The sequence below is a fragment of the Pseudomonas sp. B19(2017) genome (genome assembly GCF_002113165.1).
Taxonomy (GTDB): Bacteria; Pseudomonadota; Gammaproteobacteria; order Pseudomonadales; family Pseudomonadaceae; genus Aquipseudomonas.
The window spans coordinates 159,457-185,216 of the sequence record NZ_NEJR01000006.1 but is presented as its reverse complement, the minus strand read 5'-3'; the positions used below and the strand labels follow the sequence as shown (position 1 = coordinate 185,216).

Here is a 25,760-nt window from a genome sequence, read left to right as displayed (position 1 = left end):
CTGCCAACGAGACCGCAACAGATGTCCAAGTCCTTGCCCGGCCCGCTCAACCCGCTTGCCAAAGCATTACTGATCCGTCATTCCCTTCGTCCCCAGCGTGCGTTCACACGCATCGGCCTGGGCCTGGCGATATCCGCTGCGATGGTTGCCCAGGTGCAGGCACAGGAGTGGACACTGGATATTCCCGCGCAGTCGATGAACTCGGCGTTGCAGGCACTGGCCAGGCAGACCGATACCCAGTTGCTGTATAGCCCGGAGGACATCAGCGGGTTGCGTTCCACGGCCCTCAAGGGCCGGCATGACCTGCAGTCCTCGCTGCGGACATTGCTGCAAGGTACCGGGCTGCGTTACCAGATCGATGGCAACACCGTGACGGTGACGGCCGGTTCGGGCGCACAGGCCGGCCAGGTCGAGCTTTCGGCGACCAACGTCAATAGCGTGGGCCTCGGCGCCACCACCGAAGGTACGGGCTCCTACACCACCGGTGTGACCAACACCGCCACCAAGATGAACCTGTCGATCCGTGAGACGCCGCAAACCATCACGGTGGTGACCCGCCAGCGCATGGATGACCAGCATCTGAGCAGCATGACCGACGTGCTGAGAGAGACACCAGGCATCACCATGTCCCAGGATGGTGGTGAACGCTTCAACATCTATTCTCGCGGCAGCGCAATCAACACTTACCAGTTCGATGGCGTCACCACGTTCCAGGACAACCAGACCCGTAACATGCCCAGCACCTTGCTGGATGTAGCCCTGTATGACCGGGTGGAAATCGTCCGCGGTGCAACGGGCCTGATGACCGGTGCCGGCGACCCCAGTGCCGTGGTCAACCTGATCCGCAAACGCCCGACGCGGGAGTTCAAGTCCTATATCCAGGGCGGTGCCGGTTCCTGGGACTACTACCGCGCAGAAGCGGACGTTTCCGGCCCACTGACCGAAGAAGGCAATGTACGCGGACGCTTTGTCGCGGCACAGCAGAATAATCACACCTTCATGGACTGGTACACCCAGGACCGCAGCATCCTGTACGGCGTATTGGAAGCCGACCTTACCGACACCACCCTGGTTCGTTTCGGTATCGACCGACAGACCTACAAAGTCAACGGCGCCTCAGGCGTTCCGCTGATTTTCACCAACGGTCAGCCCACCAATTTTTCCCGTTCGAAAAGTTCCGATGCTCGCTGGGGTTACGATGACTACGAAACCACCAACTACACAATGACGCTTGAACAGCAACTGGCCAACGATTGGCAGTTGAAAGTTTCCACTCTGTACATGGACGTCGATCGCGACACGTTCTCTTCTTATATCTCGACCAGAACCAACAGGTCATACCTGGAGCCTGATGGCTCCACGACCATCAGCGCTGGCGTGGCCTCGGCGGACCAATACCAGAAAGGCGCGGACGTTTCCCTGCAGGGGCCTTTCCAGTTGTTTGGACAATCACACGAACTCATTTTTGGCTACAACTATCTGGAGTATGAGAACAAGCACCGCGAATACGCTGGCCCTGACCAGGACATCAACTACTTCACATGGGAAAACGTGACGCCCAAGCCCGGTAAAGACGAGCTTTCGCCAAGCATCAAATACGATATCTTCAACCGCCAGAGCGGCTACTACGTCGCCGGGCGGTTCAACCTCACTGACGACCTGCACCTGATTCTGGGTGCGCGTGCTTCCGACTACCGCTTCGATTACAGCCTGGGCATCATCGACAGCCCCGACGCGCCGACTACCTACAACATGAAAGAGCATGGCGTAGTGACACCTTATGCAGGCGTGGTGTACGACCTGACCCCGGAACAATCGGTGTATGTCAGCTATACCGACATTTTCAAGCCTCAAAGCAACCTCGACAGCTCGGGAAAGCCAATTGAGCCAGAAGTTGGTAAAAACTATGAGGCAGGCTGGAAGGGCGAGTTCCTGGACGGCCGTCTTAACGCCAACGTCGCAGTCTACCTTGTGAAGAGAGACAACTTCGCGGTGGAAACCACCGAACCCCTCAAGGAACCACTTAAAGGATTCGCCTACAAGTCGATCGACGGCGCCGAAACCAAGGGCGTGGACCTGGAGCTCTCAGGCGAAGTACTGCCTGGCTGGAACGTCTATACCGGCTACAGTCATTCCCGCACCGAGGACGCAGATGGCGTTCGCCAGACCACCCAACTGCCGATGGACACCTTCCGCTTCTGGAACACCTACCGCCTGCCAGGCGATTGGGACAAGCTGACCCTGGGCGGTGGCGTGAACTGGAACTCCAAGTCCACACTCCAGTACCCGCGCTACAACAGCCACGTCACCCAGGATGACTACTACGTCGCCAGCCTGATGGCTCGCTACCGTATCAACCAGAACCTGGCGGCCACGCTGAACGTCAACAACCTCTTCGACAAGAAGTACTACGCAGGCATGGCAGGCAGTTACGGCCACTACGGTGCGCCGCGCAACGCCACGGTGACTCTGCGCTACGACTTCTGAGCCGCGCAGGCCAGACCCGGGACATGCATCGGGTCTGGCCACACTTCCCCCCGCTTCGCCCTTCCAGCGCCATCTGCCGTTTCCTCTCCCAGCCCCCACACATTGCACACCACCCTTGCGTGCCTTCCCGCACGCGAAAGCGCAGCCCCGAGGGGGCAAGGCCACGCCAACCCGGTGAACAAACGACATCGCCCCGCGCCAGCAGCTCAAGGGCTGCCAGCGCGGGGCGACGGGTGATGACATCACGTCAACCGGTCAGCATCCTTCAATCGACCATGGTGTCCTCCATCGACCAGTGCATGGCCAAGCCTTCGATCACTTCAGGCTGCCTGAGAATGTCGTAATGCCCCGCCTCGACCGCATGGTTTGCCTGTGTCGCGAAGGTCCACGCCGGATCGGCAACCCGACCAGCCCACCAGCAGGTCGCAAGGGCCTTGGTCCGCGGCAGGCTGCTCAACTTCCGTGACAGGGCTTTCAGGCGCATCGCGACGTCGAAGGTATGGGCCAGTTCGGCACTGTCGATATCGGCGTACAGCGACTGCCCGGCTTGCGCCGCACGAACCTGCTCGACAATTTCCTGAAGCGCCATGACATCGGTACCCACTGTGATGGCCGGTACCGCCAGTTGGTGCCTGGGTATGCCCAGCAGCACACTGAGGAAGCCTTGCAAGTCGTCCGTCCAGTCCTCGGTCACCTCATCATGAAGCGCGCAAGGCACGAAGCTGTCGACCAGGCCGAGCAAAGCCACTGCCTGCCCCTGCCGTTCCAGCTCCTGGGTCACCAGCACTGCCAAGGCGCCCCCCAGCGACCAGCCCGCCAGCCGGTACGGCCCTTCAGGTTGCTTCTGGCGGATGTACTGCGCATAGTCGATGGCCATCGCCTGCAGCGACTCGTCCTGCCACGCACGGTCCAGCAGCATGCGGCACTGCACGCCATAGACACTGCACACCCCTTCCAGGCGACGCGCCAGTGGCTCGTAGTCGAACACCGTGCCAAAGCCCGCATGCAGGCAGAACAGCGGCGTGGCATTGGCGATACGGGTATTGAGCAACAGCACCGGGTCCAGGCTGACTTCAGCAGCCGAGTAGCCCGACAGCTCGGCAATGGTCGGTCTGGCCATCACGTCACGCAACTTCAGCTCCAACGGCAAGCCGCTGTGCGCACGCACTCTGGAGAGCATTTTCAGCACCCGCAGCGAGTCGCCACCCAGCTCGAAGAAGTTGTCGTCAATACTGATCTCTTCAACACTCAACACGTCCTGCCAGATCTGCGCCAAGGCCTGCTCGGTCTCGTTGCGCGGCGCCAGGCGCAGCCGCTGCCCGACAAAATCAGGCGCCGGCAGCGCATTGCGGTCGATCTTGCCGTTGGGCGTCAGCGGCATCGCCTCAAGCAGCACCAGTTGCGCTGGCACCATGTAGTCCGGCAACTCGGCACGCAGGGCTTCACGCAATTGTGCCGGCATGGTGGTCGCGCCGGTGCTGACCACATAGCCAACCAGTTGCTTGCCGTTAGCCGCCTCACGCGCCACCACCACCGCATCACGCACATCGGCCAGGTTGCGCAGGCGCGCTTCGATCTCGCCAGGCTCGATGCGGAACCCGCGAATCTTCAGCTGGTTGTCCAGCCGACCGATAAAATCGAGGGTACCATCGGCACGGCGGCGAACGCGGTCGCCGGTACGGTACAAGCGCCCGCCCTTGGCGAACGGGTCGGCGACAAAACGCTCGGCGGTAAGCGCCGCACGTTGGTGATAACCCCGCGCCAGCCCTTCGCCACCGATATACAGCTCACCCGCCACGCCATCAGGCAGAGGGTTCAGGTCCTGGTCAAGCACCTGCAGGGTGCGCTGGCCAACCCGATCGCCGATCGGCGCATACACCGCCTGGCAGGACTGATCAGCCGAGACTTTCCACAGCAAGGGCGTGACCACTGTCTCGGTAGGTCCGTAGCCATTGGTCAGGTACTGCGGCCGCAGCGTACGCTTGACCAGTTCGAACAGGGCATCGGGCACTGCATCGCCACCAAAGCAGTAGATGCGCACCGGCGGCGCCGCCTGCTGCCGGCTCTCGCCGAATTCGGCCAGTTGTTGCAGATAGGCTGGCGGGAAGCAGGCAATATCGATGCGCTGCTCGTGCAGCACTTGCCAGGTTTCCTCCGCAGTCCACAGGCGATTGCCACGGATCACCAGGCAGCCACCTGACGATAACGTCGACAACCAGCGTTCCTGCGCGCCATCGAAAGCGAACGACATGAACAGCAGTTCGCGCGTGCTTTCATCCATTTCGTAAAGCTGGGCAATGGCCTGGCAATGCATGCGGATCTGGCCATGGCTGACTGCCACACCCTTGGGCTTGCCGGTCGAACCGGAGGTGTAGATCAGGTACGCCAGGTTGTCGTCCAGCACCGGCACCTGCGGCACACTGGCAGGCAGGCCTGCCAATTCCAGGCGGTCAAGCTCGACGCAATGTTCCACCTCGGTGAAACGCTCGCGCAAGGCACTGCTAGTCAGCAGCAAGTGCATGGCCGAGTCTTCGACGATCCACTGCAAACGCTCCTGAGGATAATCGATGTCCAGCGGTACGTAGGCAGCGCCGGTCTTCATCACCGCGAGGAAGGCGACAATCACCTCGACCGAACGCCCAAGGGCAATCCCGACCGTGGTTTCCGGCCTGGCCCCCAGGGCGAGCAGATGGTGCGCCAGGCGGTTGGCACGCAGGTCAAGCTGCGCATAACTCAACTGCTGATCAGCGCAGACCACGGCCACGGCGTCTGGCTGCAGTCGGGCGTGCTCGGCGATGCGCTGGGCCAGGCGCGGAACATTTGCTGTACCTGCCGCCAACCGGTTGCGCTGACGCACCAACTGCGCTTGCTCCGGCGTCAGCATGTCGAGGCTGCCCAGGGTGGCATCCGGGTTGTCCAGCATGCCTTCGAGCAGGCGCTCGAAGCTGCCGCGGATAATTGCGGTAGCGGCCTCGCTGAAGCTGCCGCGCAGGTACATGAACTCCACCGAGAGGGTATCGGTCAGGTGTACGGCCAGGTCCATCGCATAGTTGGTCACACCACGCTCGGTCACCTTGCCAAACTGCAAGGCGTTTTCACCGCTGTCGTGCAGGCGATCGTCCAGCGGGTAGTTCTCGAACACGATGATGCTGTCGAACAACGCCTGCCCCGGGCGCCCGGCCCAGCGCTGAATGTTCGACAATGCCGCATGTTCATGGTCACGCAGTTCGAGGTTGTAGTCCTGCAGTTGCTGCAGCCAGTCGCTGACCAGCCAATGTGCAGCAGGTGCCTGCGCGACAGGCAATGTGTTGATGAACAAGCCGAGCATGTTATCCACACCCGGCAGGTTCGCCGGCCGGCCGGCAACGGTAGCGCCAAAACAGACTGCCTGCTGCCCGCTGTAGCGCTGCAACAGCAGCAGCCAGGCGGCCTGCACCAAGGTATTGGGCGTTACCCGCAGGCGCTGGGCCAGGGCACGCAGGCGCTGGGTACGCTGGGCATCCCAATGCAGGTAGAGCGCCGCATGCCCTGACAGGTTGGCATCCGGCCGTGGCAGCAACGCCTGTTCCAGCAGGGTCGGGCTTTCCAGAGCGGCGAGCTTGCGCGTCCAGAACGCCTCGAGCTCGGCCTGGGGTTGTGCCTCGAGCCAGCGGATGTAGTCACCGAAGCGCGGTACATGCGTGTCCAGCGCCTGCCCATGATAGGCCTGGAACACTTCACCCAGCAGGCGTGAGTTGCTCCAGCCATCCATCAGGATGTGATGACGGGTCCAGATCAGTTGCATGCGCTGGCCATCCAGGCGCACCAGCGTTACCCGCATCAACGGCGCCTGCGTCATGTCGAAGGCCTGCTCGGCGTCGCGGTCGACCAGGGCCTGCAAAGCCTCGGCCTGGACCTCACGGTCACGCCAGTCGAGCACGCGGATCGGCAGTTCGACATGGCGATGAACGATTTGCAGCGGCTGGGCCAGCTGCGCCTCGGACCAGAACCCGGTGCGCAGGATGTCATGCCGCGCCACCACCTGCTTCCAGGCCTCGGCGAAACGCTCGATATCCAGGCCGTCGACCGCTACCGATGTCTGGTTGAGGTAAAGCGCCGCGTCACCGCCCTGGGCGCTGTAGAACAGCATGCCTTGCTGCATCGGTGACAAAGGGTAGATATCGTCGATCTGCGCCACGGGTACCGGCAACCGATCCAGCTGCGCCTGGGTCAGGCCAGCCAAGGATGCCGGTTGGCTGCCTGTGACCTGGTCATTGGCAACCTGCTCGCCAACCTCGGCAACGGCAGCCAGCTGCTCCACCGTCTGATACTGGAACAGTTGCTTGGGCGTGAAGCGGATACCCGCCTGGCGCGCACGGCTGACCAGCTGAATCGAAATGATCGAGTCACCGCCCAGCTCGAAGAAGTTGTCGGTAACCCCGACTTGCGCCACTTTCAGCACGCCAGCCCAGATATCCGCCAGCTGCCGCTCAAGGGCACTGCGCGGGGCCACATGCTCGCTGTGCGTCTGCATCTGGTCGATACCCGGCAGGCGTTTGCGGTCGAGCTTGCCACTGGGGGTCATGGGCATGTGCTCAAGCAGCATCAGGTAGGTCGGCACCATGTAGTCCGGCAGGCTTGCCAGCAGCGCCTGCTTCAACGTCACCCGCAAAGCCGTACCATCAACGGTCGGGTCAACAGGCACCACGTAACCGCACAACTGCTTGACGCCCGCGTGGTCGACGGCGAGCACCGCTGCCTGGCGGACCTGCGGGTGCGCTTGCAAGTGTTGCTCGATCTCGCCCAGCTCGATGCGAAAGCCGCGCACCTTCACCTGATGGTCGGCCCGACCACGGTAGGCGAGCTGGCCCTGCTCGTCGAAGTAACCCAGGTCACCCGTTCGGTACAGGCGCGCACCCGCGGTTTCGGCCAGCGGGTCCGGGACGAAGCGCTCGGCGGTCAACGACGGGCGCTGGTGGTAACCGCGTGCCAGGCAGCCGTCACCACCGATGTACAGTTCGCCCGGCACGCCGATTGGCGTAGGCGACAGGCCGTCATCCAGGGCGCGCATGACGCGCCCGGCCAGCGCACGGCCAATCGGCACGCCGCTATGCACGGCGGGTAGCTGGGCCAGACGCGAGCAGTCGTAGGTGGTAGCGACCACGGTGGCTTCGGTGGGGCCGTAGGTATTGAGCAGGCGCACCTGCGCCGGCCCGTCCTCCAGCCATGCCTGCAGCCCGTCCAGGGCCACGGCTTCGCCGCCGACGTGAATCTGCTGCAACTGGCCATAGGCGCGCGCAGGGCGGCGCTCCAGCGCCAGCAAACGCCAGTAGGCCGCAGGCAGGTCAGCCACGGTGACGCCATGGCGAATGACTTGCTCGCTGAAGGTGTCGGTGTCCCACAGCTGCTGGTCGCGCATTACCACACACGCGCCACGCGCCAACGGTGGGAAGAACTGCTCGATGAACCCGTCGAAACTGAACGTGGCGAACTGCAGCACCCGGTCTTGCGGGGTCAACCGCGAGTAGCCACTGGCAACTTCACAGAACACCGACAGCGCCTGGTGAGCAATGGCCACGCCTTTCGGCATGCCTGTGGAGCCGGAGGTGTAGATGACATAGGCCAGGCTGTCGAGCGAAACCTCATACGGCAGCGGCTGGTCACTGAAAGCCTGCAGCCATTGCTCACCCGGCTGCAGGTCGATGCATGGCAAGCCGGCAGGCACCGGCATGCGCGCCACGGCCTCGACGTCGCCCAGCAGCAGGCCAATGCCGCTGTCCTCAATCAGGTAGGCCAGGCGCTCCTGCGGGTAATCCGGGTCCAGTGGCACGTAAGCCGCCCCGGCCTTGTGGATGGCAATCAAGGCCACGGCCAGCGCCAGGCCTCGCTCGGCGGCGACCCCCACCAGGCTGTTGGCGGTAACGCCGCGCGCAACCAGCAGGTGCGCCAGGCGATTGGTGCGCAGGTCCAGCTCGCGGTAGCTCAGTTGCTCCGTGCCGAACACCAGCGCCAACGCATCGGGCCGCTCACGGGCCTGTGCCTCGAACAACTGGTGAGCGCACATGCCGGACGGGGTAATGGCCGCGCTACGGTTCCAGTCATGCAGCACCCGCTGGCGCTCGGTATCCCCCAGCAACGACAGTTCACCGATGGCCGCGGTAGCGTCATCGACCAACGCCCGCAGCAGATTGCCGAAGTGCTCGGCCAGGCGCTGGATCGCCACGTCGTCCCAGTCGGCGCGGTTGTGGCTGTACTGGATGGACAGGGTCTCACCCAGGGTGGCAGCCAGGGTCAGGGGGTAGTTGGTCTGCTCCAGGTTGGCCACCGGGCCGAAACGCAGGCCCTCTGGTGCACCCGCCTGCAGGGCTTGAGCAACCGGGTAGTTCTCGAACACCAGCAGGCTGTCGAACAGCGCCTCGCCGCCCAGGCCGGCCCAGCGCTGCACCTCGTTCAACGGCGTATGCTCGAACTCGCGCAAGGCCAGGTTGCAGGCCTGCACCTGGGCAATCCATTCGGCCACGGTCTGCTCGCTGCGCGGCGTACCGATGACCGGCAAGGTATTGATGAACAGGCCGATCTGCTCTTCCACTCCCGGCAAGTCTGCCGGGCGCCCTGCAACGGTTGCCCCAAAGCACACGGAAGATTGCCCAGTGTAGCGTTGCAGCAACAGCAACCAGGCCGATTGCACCAAGGTATTGACGGTAACCCGGTTGGCACGCGCGAAGCCTTCGATACGCTGGGTCATCGCGCGGTCGAACAGTTGGTGGTACTCACTCTGGCCTTGCTGCGTTACAGCGCTTCGGCGCACCACCCGGGACAGCCGGGTCGGCTGTTCCAGTGGCGCCAAGCGGGCCTTCCAGAACGCTTCGGCTGCCGCGGCGTCCTGGCGCTGCAGCCAGGCGATATAGTCGCGATAGGGTGCCGTTGGTGCTGGCACCTGCTGCCCGGCATAACGCTGCAGCACTTCGCCCAGCAAGCGCGAAGTGCTCCAGCCATCCATCAGGATGTGATGGTTGGTGTAGATCAGGTGGTGGCAGTCATCCGCCGTGCGTACCAACGTCAGCCGCTGCAGCGGTACCTGGTCAAGCGCGAAACCAGCCTGGCGGTCATCCTCGGCCAAGCTTTGCAGTGCCTGGGCCATTGCCGGCTGGCCGCGCCAGTCGTGCTCGACCAGCGCCTGCACAACCTGCTTGTGCACCACTTGCATGGCCTGCTCCAGCTCGCCCTGCCAGATAAAACCGCTGCGCAGGATGGCATGGTTGTCCACCACCGCCTGCCAGGCCTGACGGAAACGCTCCACCTCCAGGCCGTGGACATCCACGCGCAACTGGTTGATGTAATCACCCGATTGCTGCTCATACAGCGTATGGAACAACATGCCCTGCTGCATCGGCGATAACGGGTACACATCAGCAATCTGCTCGGGCGCAACCGGCAGGTTGTCCAGCTGCGCCTGGGTAAGGCCAGCCAAGGGGAAGTCCGAAGGCGTCACCCCACGGTGCTGCGGCTGACGGCAATGGGCGATCAGCATCGCCAGTTCCCGTGCATAATCGTCGGCCAGGCGCTGGATGGTGGCTTGGTCGAAAATGTCGCGGCTGAAGCTCCAGCCCAGTTTCAGCTCACCGCCGTATACCTGCCCGTTCAGCGCCAACAGGCTGCCCAACGGCGCATTTTCATCCTGGGTAGCACCGGCGTACTCCTTGGCCGGCATGAACAGCCCCGCCTGCTGGTCGAAGCTGGCGTCGAACTGGCCAAGGTAGTTGAACACGATTTCGCCACGCGGCAATGCCGCCAGGGCTGCTTGTGCCTCGGCATTGCCCAGGTAGCGCAGCAAGCCATGGCCAAGGCCCTTGTTGGGCACCGCACGCAGTTGTTCCTTGATGGCCTTGAGCGAATCGACCAGCCCGGCCTGCGGGCTGAGCCTGACCGGGTACATGCTGGTGAACCAGCCCACGGTGCGGCTCAGGTCGACACCCTCGAACAGGTCTTCACGGCCGTGGCCCTCCAGGCGCACAAGCACATCGGCGCGGCCGGTCCAGCGGCTGATCACCCGCGCCAGTGCGGTCAGCAGCAGGTCATTGACCTGGGTACGGTAGGCTGCCGGTGCTTCCTGCAGCAATTGCCGGGTCAGCTCGCGATCCAGGCGGGTACTGACCGAGGTGGCATGCCGCGCCAGGTTGCTGCCCTGTGGGTGGTCACACGGCAAGGCATCGCTGCTGCCTTGCAGTTGCGCCTGCCAGTAGCCCAGTTCCGCTTGCAGCTCGGCGCTGGTCGCATGGCCCTGCAGCTGCTCGGCCCAGGCTTTGAACGAGGTGGTCCTGGCTTGCAGCTTCAGCGGCTGGCCAGCACGCAACGCCTGGTAGGCCTGCTGCAGGTCCTCCAGCAGCACACGCCAGGACACACCGTCCACCACCAGGTGATGGATGACCAGCAACAGGCGTTGGCTGCCGTCCGGCAAGTCGGCCAGAACGGCACGCAGCAGCGGGCCATGCGCCAGGCTCAGGCTGCGCTGGGCCTCGTTGGCCAACACTGTCAACGCCTCGGTATCGGCCACCTCTCGACACCACAACAGGGCCTGCCCGGCACTGCCGAAGTCGGCCTGCCGGCGGCCATGCTCCCGGGCAAACTGCAGGCGCAGGGCATCGTGGTGTTCAACCAGCGCTTGCAAAGCCGCTTGCAGGTGCTGTTCATCCAGCACCTCGCTGGTTCGCAGCATCACCGACTGGTTCCAGTGATGGCGCTCGACGATGTCCGATTCGAAGAACCAGTGCTGGATCGGTGTCAGCGGCATGCTGCCTTCCACCGGCCCCTGGTCGATTGCCGTACCGGCCTCTCGCCGGGCAATCGCCGCCAGGCCTTGCACGGTCTGGTACTGGAACAGCTCCTTGGGGGTGAACTGGATGTCCAGCTGACGGGCCCGGCTGACCACCTGCAGCGACATGATCGAGTCGCCGCCCAGTTCGAAGAAGTTATCGGCAAGGCCAACCTTCTCCAACTTCAATACATCGGCCCAGATCGCCGCGATCTGCTGCTCCAGCTCGGTTTGCGGCGCGACATATTCACCCTGCAGCAAGCTGGCATCCGGCGCCGGCAAGGCCTTGCGATCGAGCTTGCCGTTAGCGGTCAGTGGCAGTTGCTCGAGGAACAGCAGATGCGCGGGTACCATGTGTTCAGGCAGGCTGGCCTTCAGCTCGGCACGCAGGCTGTCACGCAACACGGCCTGCTGTTCAGCCCCCTGCAGCATGCCACCGTCGACGGGTACCACGTAGCCCACCAGTTGCTTGCCACTGGCGCCATCCATCGCCAGCACCGCGACCTGGCGCACCGCAGGTTGTTCGAGCAGGCGTGCTTCGATCTCGCCTAGCTCGATACGGAAACCGCGAATCTTCACCTGATGGTCGATACGCCCGATGTATTCGATGACCCCGTCGGTACGGTAACGGGCCAGGTCGCCCGACCGGTACAGGCGGCCACCGTTGTCATCGAAGGGGTCTGGCACGAAGCGCTCGGCGGTCAACCCAGGGCGGCCGTGATAACCCCGCGCCAGGCCCGCCTGGCCAATCAGCATTTCACCTGTGCAGCCCGGCATGATCGGGTTCAATGCCGCATCGAGCAGGTACCAGGACAGGTCGGGAATCACCTCGCCGATCGGGCTGCTGGCGCCCTTTTGCAAGTCTTCGAGGGTGATCGGCCGATAGGTCACGTGCACGGTTGTTTCGGTAATGCCGTACATGTTGATCATGCGCGGCGTGCAGTCACCAAACACGTCGAACCAAGGCTTGAGGCTGCTCACCTCCAGGGCTTCGCCGCCAAACACCACGTACCGCAGGTTCAGCCCCTGGCCAGCCTTGGCCGCCTCGCAGGCAACGGGGACAAGCGGCTTGAAGGCTGATGGCGTCTGATTGAGCACGGTGACCTGCTCACGTACCAGCAAGGCATGGAAGTCTTCGCTGGAACGCGCCACATCCTTGGGCACGATGACCGCTCTGCCACCATGCAGCAACGCGCCATACAGCTCCCATACCGAGAAGTCGAAGGCGTAGGAGTGGAACACCGTCCATACGTCACTGGCGTCGAAATGGAACCAGTGCCGGGTGGCTGCAAACAGGCGAACCACGTTCCGATGCGGCAGCAGCGTCCCTTTGGGCTTGCCGGTAGAGCCTGAGGTGTAGATCACATAAGCCAGGTTGTCCGCGCTCACCCGGCAGGCGGGGTTGGCTTCGCTGTAGCCGGCCAGGTCGGTATCGCCGTCCAGCATCAGCGTCTGCACGCCTGCCGGTACTGGCAGCGCGTCACGCAAGTGCTGCTGGGTCAGCAACAGGCGTATGCCGCTGTCCTCGAACAGGTAGGTGAGGCGCTCCTGTGGATACTCCGGGTCGAGCGGCACGTAGGCAGCGCCCGCCTTGAGAATGCCCAGCAGGCCGATGACCATTTCAAGGCTGCGCTCGACGGCCAGGCCGACCAGCACATCCGGCCCGGCCCCCAGTTCCAGCAGCTTGTGCGCCAGCTGGTTGGCCCGGCGGTTGAGCTCGGCGTAACTCAGGGTTTGCTCGCGGCAGACCAGCGCCACCGCATTCGGGGCAGTTTCGACCTGGGCCTCGATCAGTTGATGCAGGGACTGCTCGGCAGCGAAATGTGTCAACGACGGGTTCCAGGCCTGCACGGTCTGCTCCTGCTGCGCCCGGCTGACCAGCGGCAGATCGACCACGCGCTGGTCGGGCTGGCGCACGATCGCCTCTAGCAGGTTCACCCAGTGTTGCGCCATCTGTTCGATGGTCACGGCATCGAACAGGTCGGTCGCGTAGCTCAGGGCGGCGCCAAGGCTGTGCTCGTACTCAAAGGTGTCCAGGGTCAGGTCGAACTTGGCCGTGTCGTGGTCCCAGGTCAGCCCCTCCACCTGCAGCCCCGGCACGCTGCGTTGCTTGCCCTTGGCCTGCATCTGGTGGTTGTACATCACCTGGAACAATGGGCTGTGGCTCAGGCTACGCTCGGGCTGAAGGGCATCCACCAGTTGCTCGAACGGCAAGTCCTGGTGGCTCTGCGCGCCCAGCGCACGCTGTTTGACCTGCTCCAGCAGGTCGCTGAAGGTCATCTGCAGGTCGAACTCGGCGCGCAACACCTGGGTATTGACGAAAAAGCCGATCAGCCGTTCGGTTTCCACCCGGTTGCGGTTGGCAACCGGTACCCCTACGCGGATGTCGGACTGCCCGGAATAGCGGTGCAACAGGGTCTGGAAACTGGCCAGCAACAACATGAATAGCGTCGCGCCCTGGCGTTGGGCCAGTTGCCTGAGTGAATGCACCAGGGCCTCGGGCAGCCGCACCTCATGCCTGGCGCCCCGGTGGCTACTGGACGCAGCGCGGGAGCGGTCGGTCGGCAGCTCGAGCACCGGCTGCTCATCGCCAAGCTGTGCCTTCCAGTACGCCAGTTGCCGCTCCTGCTCGCCGGCCTCCACCCACTGGCGCTGCCAGATCGCGTAGTCGGCATACTGCACCGGCAGCGCCGGCAACTGCAGCTCTTCGCCTTGGCTATAACCCGCATACAGTTGCATCAGCTCTTCGATCATCAGTGGCATCGACCAGCCATCGGAGACGATGTGATGCATGGTCACCACCAGCACATGCCGGTCCTGCGCCAGGCGCAGCAACTTGACCCGCAGCAGCGGGCCTTGCCGCAGGTCGAACGGGCGGCGCGCCTCGGCTTCCACCTGCTGACGCAGCGTGTGTTCATCGGCGTGGTGCAGTGTCTGGATAGCCAGCGCCAGGGAGTGTTCGGGGTGAACGATCTGGACGGTGCCCTGCCCTGTTTCGCTGAAGGTGGTACGCAGGGTTTCGTGCCGGGCAATCAGGGCATCGAAGCTACGCTGCAACGCTTCGACATCCAGATGACCTTGCAGGCGCAAGGCCGCCGGAATGTTGTAGATCGGCGCGTCTGGCTCCAGTTGCCAGAGAAACCATTGCCGCTGCTGGGCATAGGAGAGGGGTAGAGAAGCTTCAGGCTCGCGCTTGAAGATCGGGGTGACACCATACAGGTTCACCCCCTGCTGCTTGAGCAAGGCTGCCAGGGCCTGGCGCTCTTTGGTGGACAGTAGCTTTACAGACTCTAGCAGCTCTTGCACAGTAAAAATCTCCTAAGAAACCAGCTTTTCAATTTCCTCCGTAGTTAGACGTTTCAGGGCCTCCAGGGATTTAGCCAGTTCATTCTGAACAGGGTCTGCCTGCGGCGTCAGCTGCTCAAGCTGCGCGCAGTAGTCGCCCAGACCGGGGTTTTCGAACAGCGCTTTCAGGCTGACCGGCAACCCGACCTGCTCCTGGACGCGGCTTGTCACCTGGGTGGCGATCAGCGAGTGCCCGCCCAGCAGGAAGAAGTTGTCACCCAGGCCAACCCGTTCGACTTTCAGCACCTGCGCCCAGATGGCCGCCACCTGCTGTTGCAAGGGTGTGCGCGGCGGCACATGGGCTTCTTCCAGCAGGGCAACGTCCGGGCGTGGCAGCGCCTTGCGGTCAAGCTTGCCGTTGGGTGTCAGTGGCAGCGTGTCGAGCAGCAACAGGTAGGCGGGCACCATGTATTCCGGCAGGTGTTTCCTCAGTGCGGCGCGCAGGTGGTCACGCAGGGACGACTGCGCAGCGGCATCGGCCATCACGCCAGCATCAGCAGGTACCACGTAGGCCGCAAGGTGCTGGCCGGCGGGCCCGTCAACGGCCATGACCACCGCTTCGCGCACTGCCTCCTGCTGCAGGCGCACCTCGATCTCGCCCAGTTCGATGCGGAAGCCGCGAACCTTCACCTGATGGTCCACCCGGCCAACATATTCCAGCACACCGTCAGGGCGATAGCGGGCCAGGTCACCGGTACGGTAGATGCGCCCGCCCTGCGCATCGAAGGGGTTGGGAATGAAGCGCTCGGCGCTGAGCCCCGGGCGCTTCAGGTAACCACGGGCCAACCCGGCACCGGCCAGGTACAGCTCACCGACAGCGCCCACTGGCACCGGCTGCAAAGCACCGCTCAGCACGTACGCAGCACTGTTGTGCAACGGCCGGCCGATATTGGCCTTGCCACCCGCCGCCCGCAGCGTGCAGGTGGAATAGGTGGTGTCCTCGGACGGGCCATACAGGTCGTACACATCGCTCACATGCGCCAAACGGTAGAGGTCGTCGACGATCGACTGCTTCAGCGCCTCGCCGCACAGGTTGATGGTTTTGACCGACGGCGGAATATTGCCGGTTTCGCACAACTGTTTGATCGCCGATGGCACGGTATTCACCAGCCGCACCCGGTCCTTGGCCGCCAGGTTCGGCAGCTCCAGGGCATTGCCGGCCAGCACCGCATAGCCACCGGCCGACAGGGTGACGAACAGTTCCCAGACCGAAAGGTCGAAGCAGATCGAAGTGGAGAACAACACGCCACACAGGTCTGGCTGGCTGTACACCGACAGCGACCAGCCGATCAGCGCCGCCACGCTGCGGTGCTCGATCTGCACGCCCTTGGGCTTGCCCGTCGAGCCTGAGGTGTAGATGCAGTAGACAAGGTTGCGAGGACTGGTCACACAGGTCAGGTCGGTGTCCGGGTAGCCTTCCAGCGACAGTTGGTCGAGCAGCAGCGTGCGCGACTGGAACTGCCCGGGCATTCGGTCAATCAGGCTGGTCTCCGACAGCAGCAGGATCGCCTGGCTGTCTTCGAGCATGTATTCCAGGCGGTCCTGCGGGTATTCCGGGTCCAGCGGCACGTAGGCGCCACCCGCCTTGAGAATAGCCAGCAGGCCGACGACCATTTCCAGGCTGCGCTGCATGGCGATGCCCACCAGCACATCCGGGCCAACCCCCTGTTCGCGTAGCGTGTGCGCCAACTGGTTGGCCCGGCAGTTGAGGGTGGCATAGCTCAGCGTCTGCTCGCCGAAGATCAGCGCCGGGGCATCCGGGGTTTTCGCTACCTGCGCCTCGAACAGCTGGTGGATGCAACTGGCATTCGGGTAGCTGGCCTGGGTAGCGTTCCAGCCTTCGATAATCTGCCGGTGCTCATTGGCATCCAGCAGGGCCAGGTCTGCGATGCGCTGGGTGGGCTGCTCGACGATGGCCGTCAGCAGGTTCTGCCAGTGTCGAGCCAGGCTGCGGGCAGTCGAGGCATCGAACAGGTCGGTGGCGTAGACCAGTGCAGCGCCGATACCGGTTTCGTGTTCGAAGGTTTCCAGGGTCAGGTCGAACTTGGCCGTGTGGTTGTCCCACGCCACAGCGTCCACCTCCAGCCCGGGCAGGCTGCGGCGCTCCCCTCTGGCCTGGGTCTGATGGTTGTACATCACCTGGAACAGTGGGCTGTGGTTGAGGCTGCGCTCTGGTTGCAGGGCCTCTACCAGTTGTTCGAAAGGCAGGTCCTGATGGGCCTGGGCCTCGACCACCCGCTGTTTCACCTGGCTGAGGAAGTCGCTGAAGGTCATCTGCAGGTCGAACTCGGCGCGCAGTACCTGGGTGTTGACGAACAGGCCGACCAGGCGCTCGGTTTCCACCCGGTTGCGGTTGGCCACCGGCACACCAACGCGGATATCCGCCTGCCCCGAATAGCGGTGCAGCAGGACCTGGAAGCTGGCCAGCAGCAGCATGAACGGCGTTACGCCCTGTTGCTGGGCGAACTGCTTGAGCGCACGCGCCAGGCCTGCCTGCAGGTCGATGGCCAGGCGCGCCCCCTTGAGGCTGCTGACCGTGGGGCGCGGGCGATCCATCGGCATTTCCAGCACCGGGTGCTCGCCGCCCAGTTGCGCAGTCCAGTAGGCCAGCTGCCGTGCCTGCTCACCGGCCTCCATCCAGCTACGCTGCCAGATGGCGTAGTCGGCGTACTGGATGGGCAGCGCGGGCAGCTGTGCATCACCGCCCTGGGCATAGGCCTCATACAGGCGCACCAGCTCTTCCACCATCAACGGCATGGACCAGCCATCGGCAATGATGTGATGGAGGGTCAGCACCAGCACGTGCTCGTGTGCATCAAGCGCCAGCAGTTTGACCCTCAGCAGCGGCCCATGCTCCAGGTCGAAGCCTTGACGCGCCTCGTGCTCCACTTGCTCGCGCAAGGCCTCCTCGCCTGCACCGTTCAGCTGTTCGTAGGTCACCGTCAACGCAAGGTGTGGGTGAACCACCTGCTGCACCTGCCCGTCCTGTTGGAGGAAGGTGGTACGCAGCGCATCGTGCCTGGCCAGCAGGCTGTCGAAGGCACGTTGCATGGCTGCCCGGTCCAGGCTCCCCTTGAACCGCAAGGCCGAGGAAATGTTATACACCGCGCTGTCCGGGTCCAGCTTCCAGAGAAACCACAGGCGTTGCTGGGCGTAGGAAAGTGGCAGCTGCTCGAAGTCTCCGCGCACCTGCGGAATGGGCAATTGCGCCAGGCTGCCGCCCTTGGATGCCAGCTTTTCCAAAAACAGCTTGCGCTGCTCGAGCGGCAGCCGAATGAAGCGGTGAACCAGATCGGTGTTGCGGTTATCGGTGCTCATCTCAAACTGCCTCAAGCTCTTTCATGAAATCGTGGAACTCGTCCAGGTCTGCCGTGCATTCGGTAATTGCTGCGGTTACGGCGGCGGCGTAATCACGAAGGTTGTCGGTCTGGAAAATCAGGGCCAGTGGTGTATCCGCGCCCAGCTCCATCTGCAGGCGCGCCACCGCTTGCGTGGCAAGCAGGGAATGCCCGCCAAGCTGGAAGAAGTTTTCGCTCAGCCCGACCCTCTCCAGCTTCAGCACATCCGCCCAGATCGCCGCGATCTGCTGTTCCAGACCGCTCTGCGGTGCGATGTACTCGCCCTGCAACTGGCTGGCATCCGGCTGCGGCAGGGCCTTGCGGTCCAGCTTGCCGTTCGGCGTCACTGGCAGCTTGCCGAGCAGCAGCAAGTGCGCCGGCACCATGTAGTCCGGCAAACCGGCCTTGAGCGCTTCGCGCAGGCTGTCGCGCAAGGCGCCTTCGTCTTGCGTGCTGTCGGCAGGCACCACATAGCCCACCAGTTGCTTGCCGCTTGGCCCGTCCTGGGCCAGCACCACGGCTTCCTGCACACTCGGCAGCTCCAGCAGGCGCGCCTCGATCTCGCCCAGTTCGATGCGCAGGCCGCGGATCTTCACCTGGTGGTCGATGCGCCCGGCGTAGTCGATCACCCCATCGGCGCGGTAGCGCGCCAGGTCACCGGTGCGGTACAGGCGGCCGCCGTTGTCGCTGAACGGGTCTGGTACGAAGCGTTCGGCAGTCAGCGCCGGGCGCTGGTGGTAACCACGCGCCAGGCCCACGCCACCTAGGTACAGCTCGCCGGCACTGCCGCGTACCGCCGGTTGCAGGCTGCCTTCGAGGATATGGGTCTTGAGGTTGTCGATCGGCTGACCGATCGGCACGCTGATGCGTTCGTCCGGCTGGCAGGTCCAGTGGGTGACGTCGATCGCCGCTTCGGTCGGGCCGTACAGGTTGTACAGGCCCGCCGCCGGCAGGCGCTGCAGGGTCTGGCGGGCCAGTTCGGCCGGCAGCGCTTCACCGCTGCACACCACGCGCTTGAGGCTGACGCAGCTTTCGACCGCTTCGTGGGTCATGAACGCCTGCAGCATCGACGGCACGAAGTGCAGCGTGCTGATGCCGTAATGGTTGATGCATTCCACCAGCAGCTGCGGGTCGCGGTGCGCACCGGGCTGGGCCATGACCAGGCGCGCGCCAGTCATCAGCGGCCAGAAGAACTCCCACACCGACACGTCGAAGCTGAACGGGGTCTTCTGCAGCACGCTGTCGCTGGCGTCCAGGCCGTAGGCCTTCTGCATCCACCACAGGCGGTTGACCAGCGCCTGATGGCTATTGCCAGCGCCTTTCGGGCGACCGGTGGAGCCGGAGGTGTAGATCACGTAGGCGAGGTTCAGCGGGGCCACGTCGACATTCGGGTTGGCCTCGCTGTAGCCGCCAAGGTTCTCGGTGTCCAGGTCCAGGCTGCGCAGGCCGGCCGGGATCGGCAGGGTTTTATGCAGGTGCGACTGGGTCAGCAGCAAGGCGATGCCGCTGTCCTCGAACATGTAGCTCAGACGGTCCTGTGGATATTCCGGGTCCAGCGGCACATAGGCGCCACCGGCCTTCACGATACCCAGCAGGCCGATGACCATCTCCAGGCTGCGCTCCATGGCGATGCCCACCAGCACATCCGGGCCCACGCCCTGCTCGCGCAGCTTGTGCGCCAGCTGGTTGCTACGGCGGTTGAGCTCGGCATAGCTCAGGGTCTGTTCGCCAAACACCAGCGCCGGGGCGTTCGGGGTGGCGAATACCTGGGCTTCGATAAGCTGGTGGATGCTGCACTCGTTCGGGTACGTCGCATGGGTCTCGTTCCAGCTTTCGACCATCTGTTGCTGTTCTGCCAGCCCTAGCATTGGCAGCTCGCCAATCATCGAGTCAGCATTCTCCACCAGCGCCTGTAGCAGGTTGGCAAAGTAGCCAGCCAGCCGGGTGATGGTCTCGTCGCTCCACAGCGCACGGTCGTGGCTGTATTGCATCGACAGCGTCGTGCCCAGCTCCACCACCAGCGTCAGCGGGTAGTTGGTCTGTTCCTGCACGGCCACGTCGCCAAAGCGCAGGCCACCGGGCGCGCCCTGTTGCAGCGCCTCGGCCACCGGGTAGTTCTCGAACACCAGGATGCTGTCGAACAAGGCGTCACCGCCCTGCCCCGCCCAGCGCTGCACATCGTACAGCGGGGTGTGCTCGAACTCGCGCACGGCCAGGTTGCCGGCCTGCACCTGGCCGATCCACTCGGCCACGGTCTGCTCGGCACGCGGGGCGCCGATCACCGGCAAGGTGTTGATGAACAGGCCGATCTGTTCCTCTACCCCCGGCAGGTCTGCCGGGCGGCCGGCGACAGTGGCGCCGAAGCACACGCTGGCCTGGCCGGTGCAGCGCTGCAACAGCAGCAGCCAGGCCGACTGCACCAGAGTGTTGACCGTGACCCGGTTGGCCCGGGCGAAGGCTTCGATGCGTGCGGTGTGCTCGCGGTCGAAGGCCAGGCGGTGATCGCCGTGGCCGCTACCGCTCGAGCCGGCACCGCCGGCGATGGCCTGGGCCAGACGGGTCGGCTCGTCCAGGGCCGCAAGCTGGGCTTTCCAGAAGGCTTCGGCAACGGCCGCGTCCTGGCCCTGCAGCCAGGCGATGTAGTCGCGGTAGTGGGTGGCCTGCGCTTGCGGTGCCAGGCCGGCATAGCGCTGCAGCACTTCGCCCAGCAGGCGCGAGGTGCTCCAGCCGTCCATCAGGATGTGGTGGTTGGTGTAGATCAGGTGATGACGAGCATCGCCAGTGCGTACCAGTACCAGGCGCAGCAGCGGCGCGGCAGACAGGTCGAAGCCGTGCTGGCGCTCACCCTCGGCCAGGGCCTGCAGTGCCTGCTCCAGTGCCGGCTGGCCACGCCAGTCGTGCTCGCTGCACGGCAGTTCGACGGCCTTGCGTACCACTTGCACGGCCTGCTCCAGCTCGCCTTGCAGGATGAAACCGCTGCGCAGGATGTCGTGGGCATCGAGCGTGGCCTGCCAGGCCTGCCGGAACCGCTGCACATCCAGCCCGTCCACATCCACGCGCAGCTGGTTGATGTAGTTGCCGGCCTGCTGGTCGTATAGGGTGTGGAACAGCATGCCCTGCTGCATGGGAGACAGCGGGTACACATCGGCGATCTGGCCGGGCTCCAGCGGCAGGCTGTCGAGTTGCGCCTGGGTCAGCGCGGCCAGCGGGAAGTCCGACGGTGTCACGCCCAGGTGGCGGCCATCGCAGCAGTGCTCGACCAGCTCTGCCAAGGCCTGCTCGTAGGCCTTGGCCAGCCTTTCGATGGTCGCCGGGTGGTGAACGTCGGCACTGTAGGTCCACTCCAGGAACAGTTCGCCGCCGTATACCTGGCCGGTGATACTCAGCCAGTTGCCCAGTTGTGCGCCGGTACACTGGGTACGGCCTGCGCTTTCCCCGCTCGGGGTGAACAGGGCGCCAGCCTCGGCATCGAAGCTGGCATCGAACTGGCCCAGGTAGTTGAAAGTGACACGGGCCTGGGCAGCACGCTCGAGCTGGTCACGCACCTGGGCATCGCCGAGGTAGCGCAGCAGGCCGTAGCCGAGGCCTTTGTCCGGCACGCCGTGCAGTTGCTCCTTGATCGCCTTGATCGACTGGCCCAAGTCCTGGGTGGGTGTGAGGCGCACCGGGAACAGGCTGGTGAACCAACCCACGGTGCGGCTGAGGTCGAGGTCGTCGAACAGGTCTTCGCGACCATGGCCCTCCAACTGGACCAGCAGGTTGTCCTGCGCACTCCACTGGCACAGGGTGCGTGCCAGCGCGGTCAGCAGCAGGTCGTTGATCTGCGTGCGGTAGGCCGCCGGGGCCTGTTTCAGCAGCTTGGCAGTGCGCTCGGCATCCAGCCGTGTGGCGGCAGTACGGGAATGGGTGTTGGCCAGGCTGCCCTGCGGGTTGTCCCGCGGCAGTTCGCCGTGGTCGCCGGCCAGCGCCTGCAACCAGTAGTCGCGCTGTGCTTGCAGCGTCGGGCTGCCGGCATGGCTGGCCAGGCGCTCGGCCCAGGCCTTCACCGAGGTGGTCTTGGCGGGCAGGCTCACGGCCTGGCCGCCCAGCAGTTGCCGGTAGGCCGCTTGCAGGTCTTCCAGCAACACCCGCCACGACACGCCGTCGACCACCAGGTGATGGACCACCAGCAGCAGACGCTGCTGGCCATCGGCGAAGTCGAACAGTTCGGCACGCAGCAGCGGCCCGTGCTCCAGGTTCAGGCTGGCCTGCACCTGGTTGCCGGCGGCGTCCAGCTCACTCAGTGCGGCCAGGTTACGCTGTCGCAGCAGCGGCGTGTTGCCCAGCGGCTGGAAGCGCGCCTGCCACTGGCTATCGCTACGGGTGAAACGCAGACGCAGGGCATCGTGCTGCTCGACCACGGCACGCAGGGCTGCCTCCAGATGCTGCACCTGCACCGGGCTGGCCGGCTTGAGCAGTACCGATTGGTTCCAATGCGCCGGCTGAGCGATCTCCATCTCGAAGAACCGTGCCTGCGCTGGCAACAACCCTGCCTCCCCGCTGATAGCGGTGTCCACAGTGGCTACCGCTGGCTTCGTTTCGATGCGCTTGGCCACTTGGGCCAGCTGGGCGATGGTCTGTTGTTCGAACAGCTGCTTGGGGGTGATCCTGATGCCCTGGCGTTTGGCCCGGGCAATAATCTGCAGGCTGAGGATCGAGTCGCCGCCCAGTTCGAAGAAGTTGTCGCTGCTGCCGACCTGCTCCAGCTTGAGCACATCGGCCCACACCGCAGCCAGTTTTTCCTCGATTTCACCTTGCGGCGCCACATAGCCACGGCTGACAGCGCCCGGTAACGGCAATGCGCGCTTGTCGAGTTTGCCGTTGGCGGTCAGTGGCAGGCGCTCCAGCAACAGTATCTGCGCCGGCAGCATGTAGTCCGGCAGGCGAGCCTGCAATTGCGCCTGCAGCTGCTGCACGGTCACGCCGCCGCCGGCTACCACATAACCCACCAGTTGCAGGCGCTCGGCATCGCCTTCCAGCGGCAAGGCCAACACCACAGCCTCGCCGACACCGGGCAGGCCAGCCAGCACCCGGCCGACTTCACCTGGCTCTACCCGGTAGCCACGGATCTTCACCTGGTCGTCGGCACGGCCGATGAACTCGATCAGGCCTTCGGCCGTCAGCCGCGCGCGGTCGCCGGTGCGGTACAAGCGGGCACCACCCTCGGTCGGCACAAAGCGCTCGGCGGTCAACGCCGGCTGGCCCAGGTAGCCTTGGGCGACGCCGTGCCCGCCCAGGTAAAGCTCACCGGGCACCTGCGCCGCCAACGGATTGAGGTAGCCATCCAGCACCTGGGCGCAGGCGTTGCCCAGCGGGCGCCCGACCGGCACCGTGCGGCAACCTGGCAGCGGCTGCGCCGGCTCGAAGGTGAGCACGCCGACTGTGGTTTCGGTCGGGCCGTAGTGGTTGATGACCCGGCAGGCCGGGCGCAGTTCGCGGATTTTTTCCAACAGGCCCCAGCTGCAGGCCTCACCACCCAGGATCAGCGCCTCGGCGGGCAGCACATCGGCGGCGCGGGCCGCCTGCAACAAGCCCTGCAGGTGGCTCGGCACCAGCTTGAGCACGCCGACCTGATGCTGCGCCATGTAGCTGGCGAAACCATCCGGGTCGAACGCCAGTTCCTGTGGCAGCAGGTGCAGCAGGCGGCCAGAGGCCAGGGCACCGAACAGCACGGTGTGGCCCAGGTCGGCCGCGGTGGTGGAGACCATCGCCATGCTCGCCTCGGCCGGCAGTTGCAGGCGTTCCAGCACCGCCTGGGTGTAGCTGGCCAGCGCCCCGTGGCTGACCACCACGCCTTTCGGCTGGCCGGTCGAGCCCGAGGTGTAGATCAGATAGGCCGGTTGTTCGGCGGCGATGGCCACCTCGACCGGGCTGTCGCTGCAGGTTGCCCAGGCGGTGTGATCGCAGGCAATCAGCTGCACGCCGTCCAGGCCGGCGAAGCGCGGGTCGCCCGGCTCATGCAGCAGTACGGCGGCGCCACTGTCGGCAATCAGTTGTTGCAGGCGCTCCTGTGGCTGCTGGGTGTCCAGCGGCAGGTAGGCGGCGCCGGTCTTGAGCACTGCGAGCAAGGCGCTGACCCACTCGATGGAGCGCGGCAGGCACAGGGCAACGACGCTGCCGGCGCCGACGCCGCGCTGGCGCAGGTAGTTGGCCAGCCGGTTGGACGCCGCCTCCAGCCCGGCCTGGGTCATGAACCGGTCACCGGCACGCACACCACCGTGGGCCTGGCCTTGCGCCATTGCCTGGCGCCACAGGGCGAGGAAGTCACCATGCGGGTAGACCTGTGTGTTCGCCGGCAGCAGCGTCGCCACTTGCGGGCTGTCTACGATAGCCTGCTGCGGATCGCGGACCAGCGCATCCAGCACCTGGCGCAGCGAAGCGGCCATGCGTTCGATGGTGGCTTGCTGGAACAGGTCGGTGGCGTAGGTGAAGTAGCCTTCGATGCCATCGGCCTTGTCGGAGAAGTCGAACGCCAGGTCGAAGCGGGCATCGCCGCCGTCACGGGCAAAGCCTTCCACCTCCAGCGCGCCAAGGCGCTTGCGCCCTGTATCGCTGGCGGCTACATGCTGGTTGATCTTGAACTGGAACAGCGGGTTATGGGCCAGGTTGCGCTCGGGCAGCAAGGCATCGACCAGGTGCTCGAACGGCAGTTCCTGGTGTGACTGGGCGCCGCCGATCACATCTTTTACCTGGTCCAGCAGCGCGGCGAAGGTGGCGCGTTCGTCCACCTGCACGCGCAGCACCTGGGTGTTGATGAAGAAGCCGATCAGGCCTTCCAGCTCCTTGCGGTTGCGCCCGGCGTTCGGGGCACCGATGCGGATGTCGGCCTGGCCGCTGTAGCGCGACAGCACCACCGCCATGGCTGCCAGTACCAGCACGAACAAGGTGTGGCCCCCCTTGCGCGCCTGGCTGCGCAGGGCCTCGGCCTGCTCGGCGCCGATGTCCACGTGCACCACCGCGCCACGCTGGCTAGGCGTGGACGGGCGCTCGAAGTCCAGCGGCAGGCTCAACACCGGCTGCTCGTCGCCCAGCTGGGCCTGCCAATAGGCCAGCTGGCGCTGCGCTTCACCTGCCTCGAGCCAGGCGCGCTGCCAGATGGCGTAGTCGGCGTACTGGATCGGCAACGCCGGCAACTCGGCCTGCCGGCCTTCAGCCAGGGCGCTGTACAGCTGGATGAATTCCCGCACCAGCACATCGCTGGACCAGCCATCGGAGATGATGTGGTGCATGCTCAACGCCAGCACGTGGTGATCGGCGGCCACGCGCAGCAGGGTCACCCGCAGCAGCGGGCCAGTCAGCAGGTCGAAAGGCTGCTTGAGGGCGGCGTCCACGGCTACGCTCAGCGCGGCCTCATCGGCGGAACCGTCGAGCATCAGCAATTCCAGCGACAGCGGGCAGTGCTCGAGGATTTCCTGGTAGAACTCGCCCTCCTCCGAGGCGAAGCGCGTGCGCAGCGATTCGTGGCGTTGCACCAGCGCATCCAGCGCCTGTTGCAGTAGCGCCTGGTCCAGGGCGCCCTTCAGGCGTACCGCCATCGGCACGTTGTAGGCCGGGCTGTCGGGCTCCAGCTGCCAGAGAAACAGCAGACGCTGCTGGGCGTACGACAGCGGAATACGTGCCAGGCCCTGGCGCGCGGGCACGATGGGCAGCAGGCGGAAGCTCTGCCCACTGGCCTGCATCTTTTCCAGGATCTGCTGGCGTTGTTCGACGGGGAGGCCAACGAAACGTTGGGCGATGCGTTGTGCGGCGGTGAGTTCCAT

At 64.6% G+C, this 25,760-nt stretch carries 4 protein-coding genes; 1 reads left to right on the top strand and 3 read right to left on the bottom strand.

What is annotated here, in order from left to right:
- The first annotated feature begins 21 nt into the window (after positions 1-21).
- On the top strand, positions 22-2,487 hold the full coding sequence (locus tag CAF70_RS11485) for a TonB-dependent siderophore receptor (RefSeq protein WP_085622983.1): 2,466 nt from the start codon (positions 22-24) through the stop codon (positions 2,485-2,487).
- Between the two features lie 265 nt (positions 2,488-2,752).
- Here CAF70_RS11485 and CAF70_RS11480 read toward each other — a convergent pair whose 3' ends face one another.
- Genes CAF70_RS11480 through CAF70_RS11470 form a run of 3 tightly spaced genes read right to left on the bottom strand, consistent with a single transcriptional unit; the run spans position 2,753 to position 25,760 of the window.
- Complete coding sequence (locus tag CAF70_RS11480; RefSeq protein WP_371915950.1) at positions 2,753-14,593, bottom strand: amino acid adenylation domain-containing protein; 11,841 nt, start codon at positions 14,591-14,593, stop codon at positions 2,753-2,755.
- Positions 14,594-14,596: 3 nt separating this feature from the next.
- Positions 14,597-17,941: a non-ribosomal peptide synthetase gene (locus CAF70_RS11475; protein ID WP_085622979.1), complete on the bottom strand. Its 3,345-nt coding sequence runs from the start codon at positions 17,939-17,941 to the stop codon at positions 14,597-14,599.
- Position 17,942: 1 nt separating this feature from the next.
- Complete coding sequence (locus CAF70_RS11470; RefSeq protein WP_085622977.1) at positions 17,943-25,760, bottom strand: non-ribosomal peptide synthetase; 7,818 nt, start codon at positions 25,758-25,760, stop codon at positions 17,943-17,945.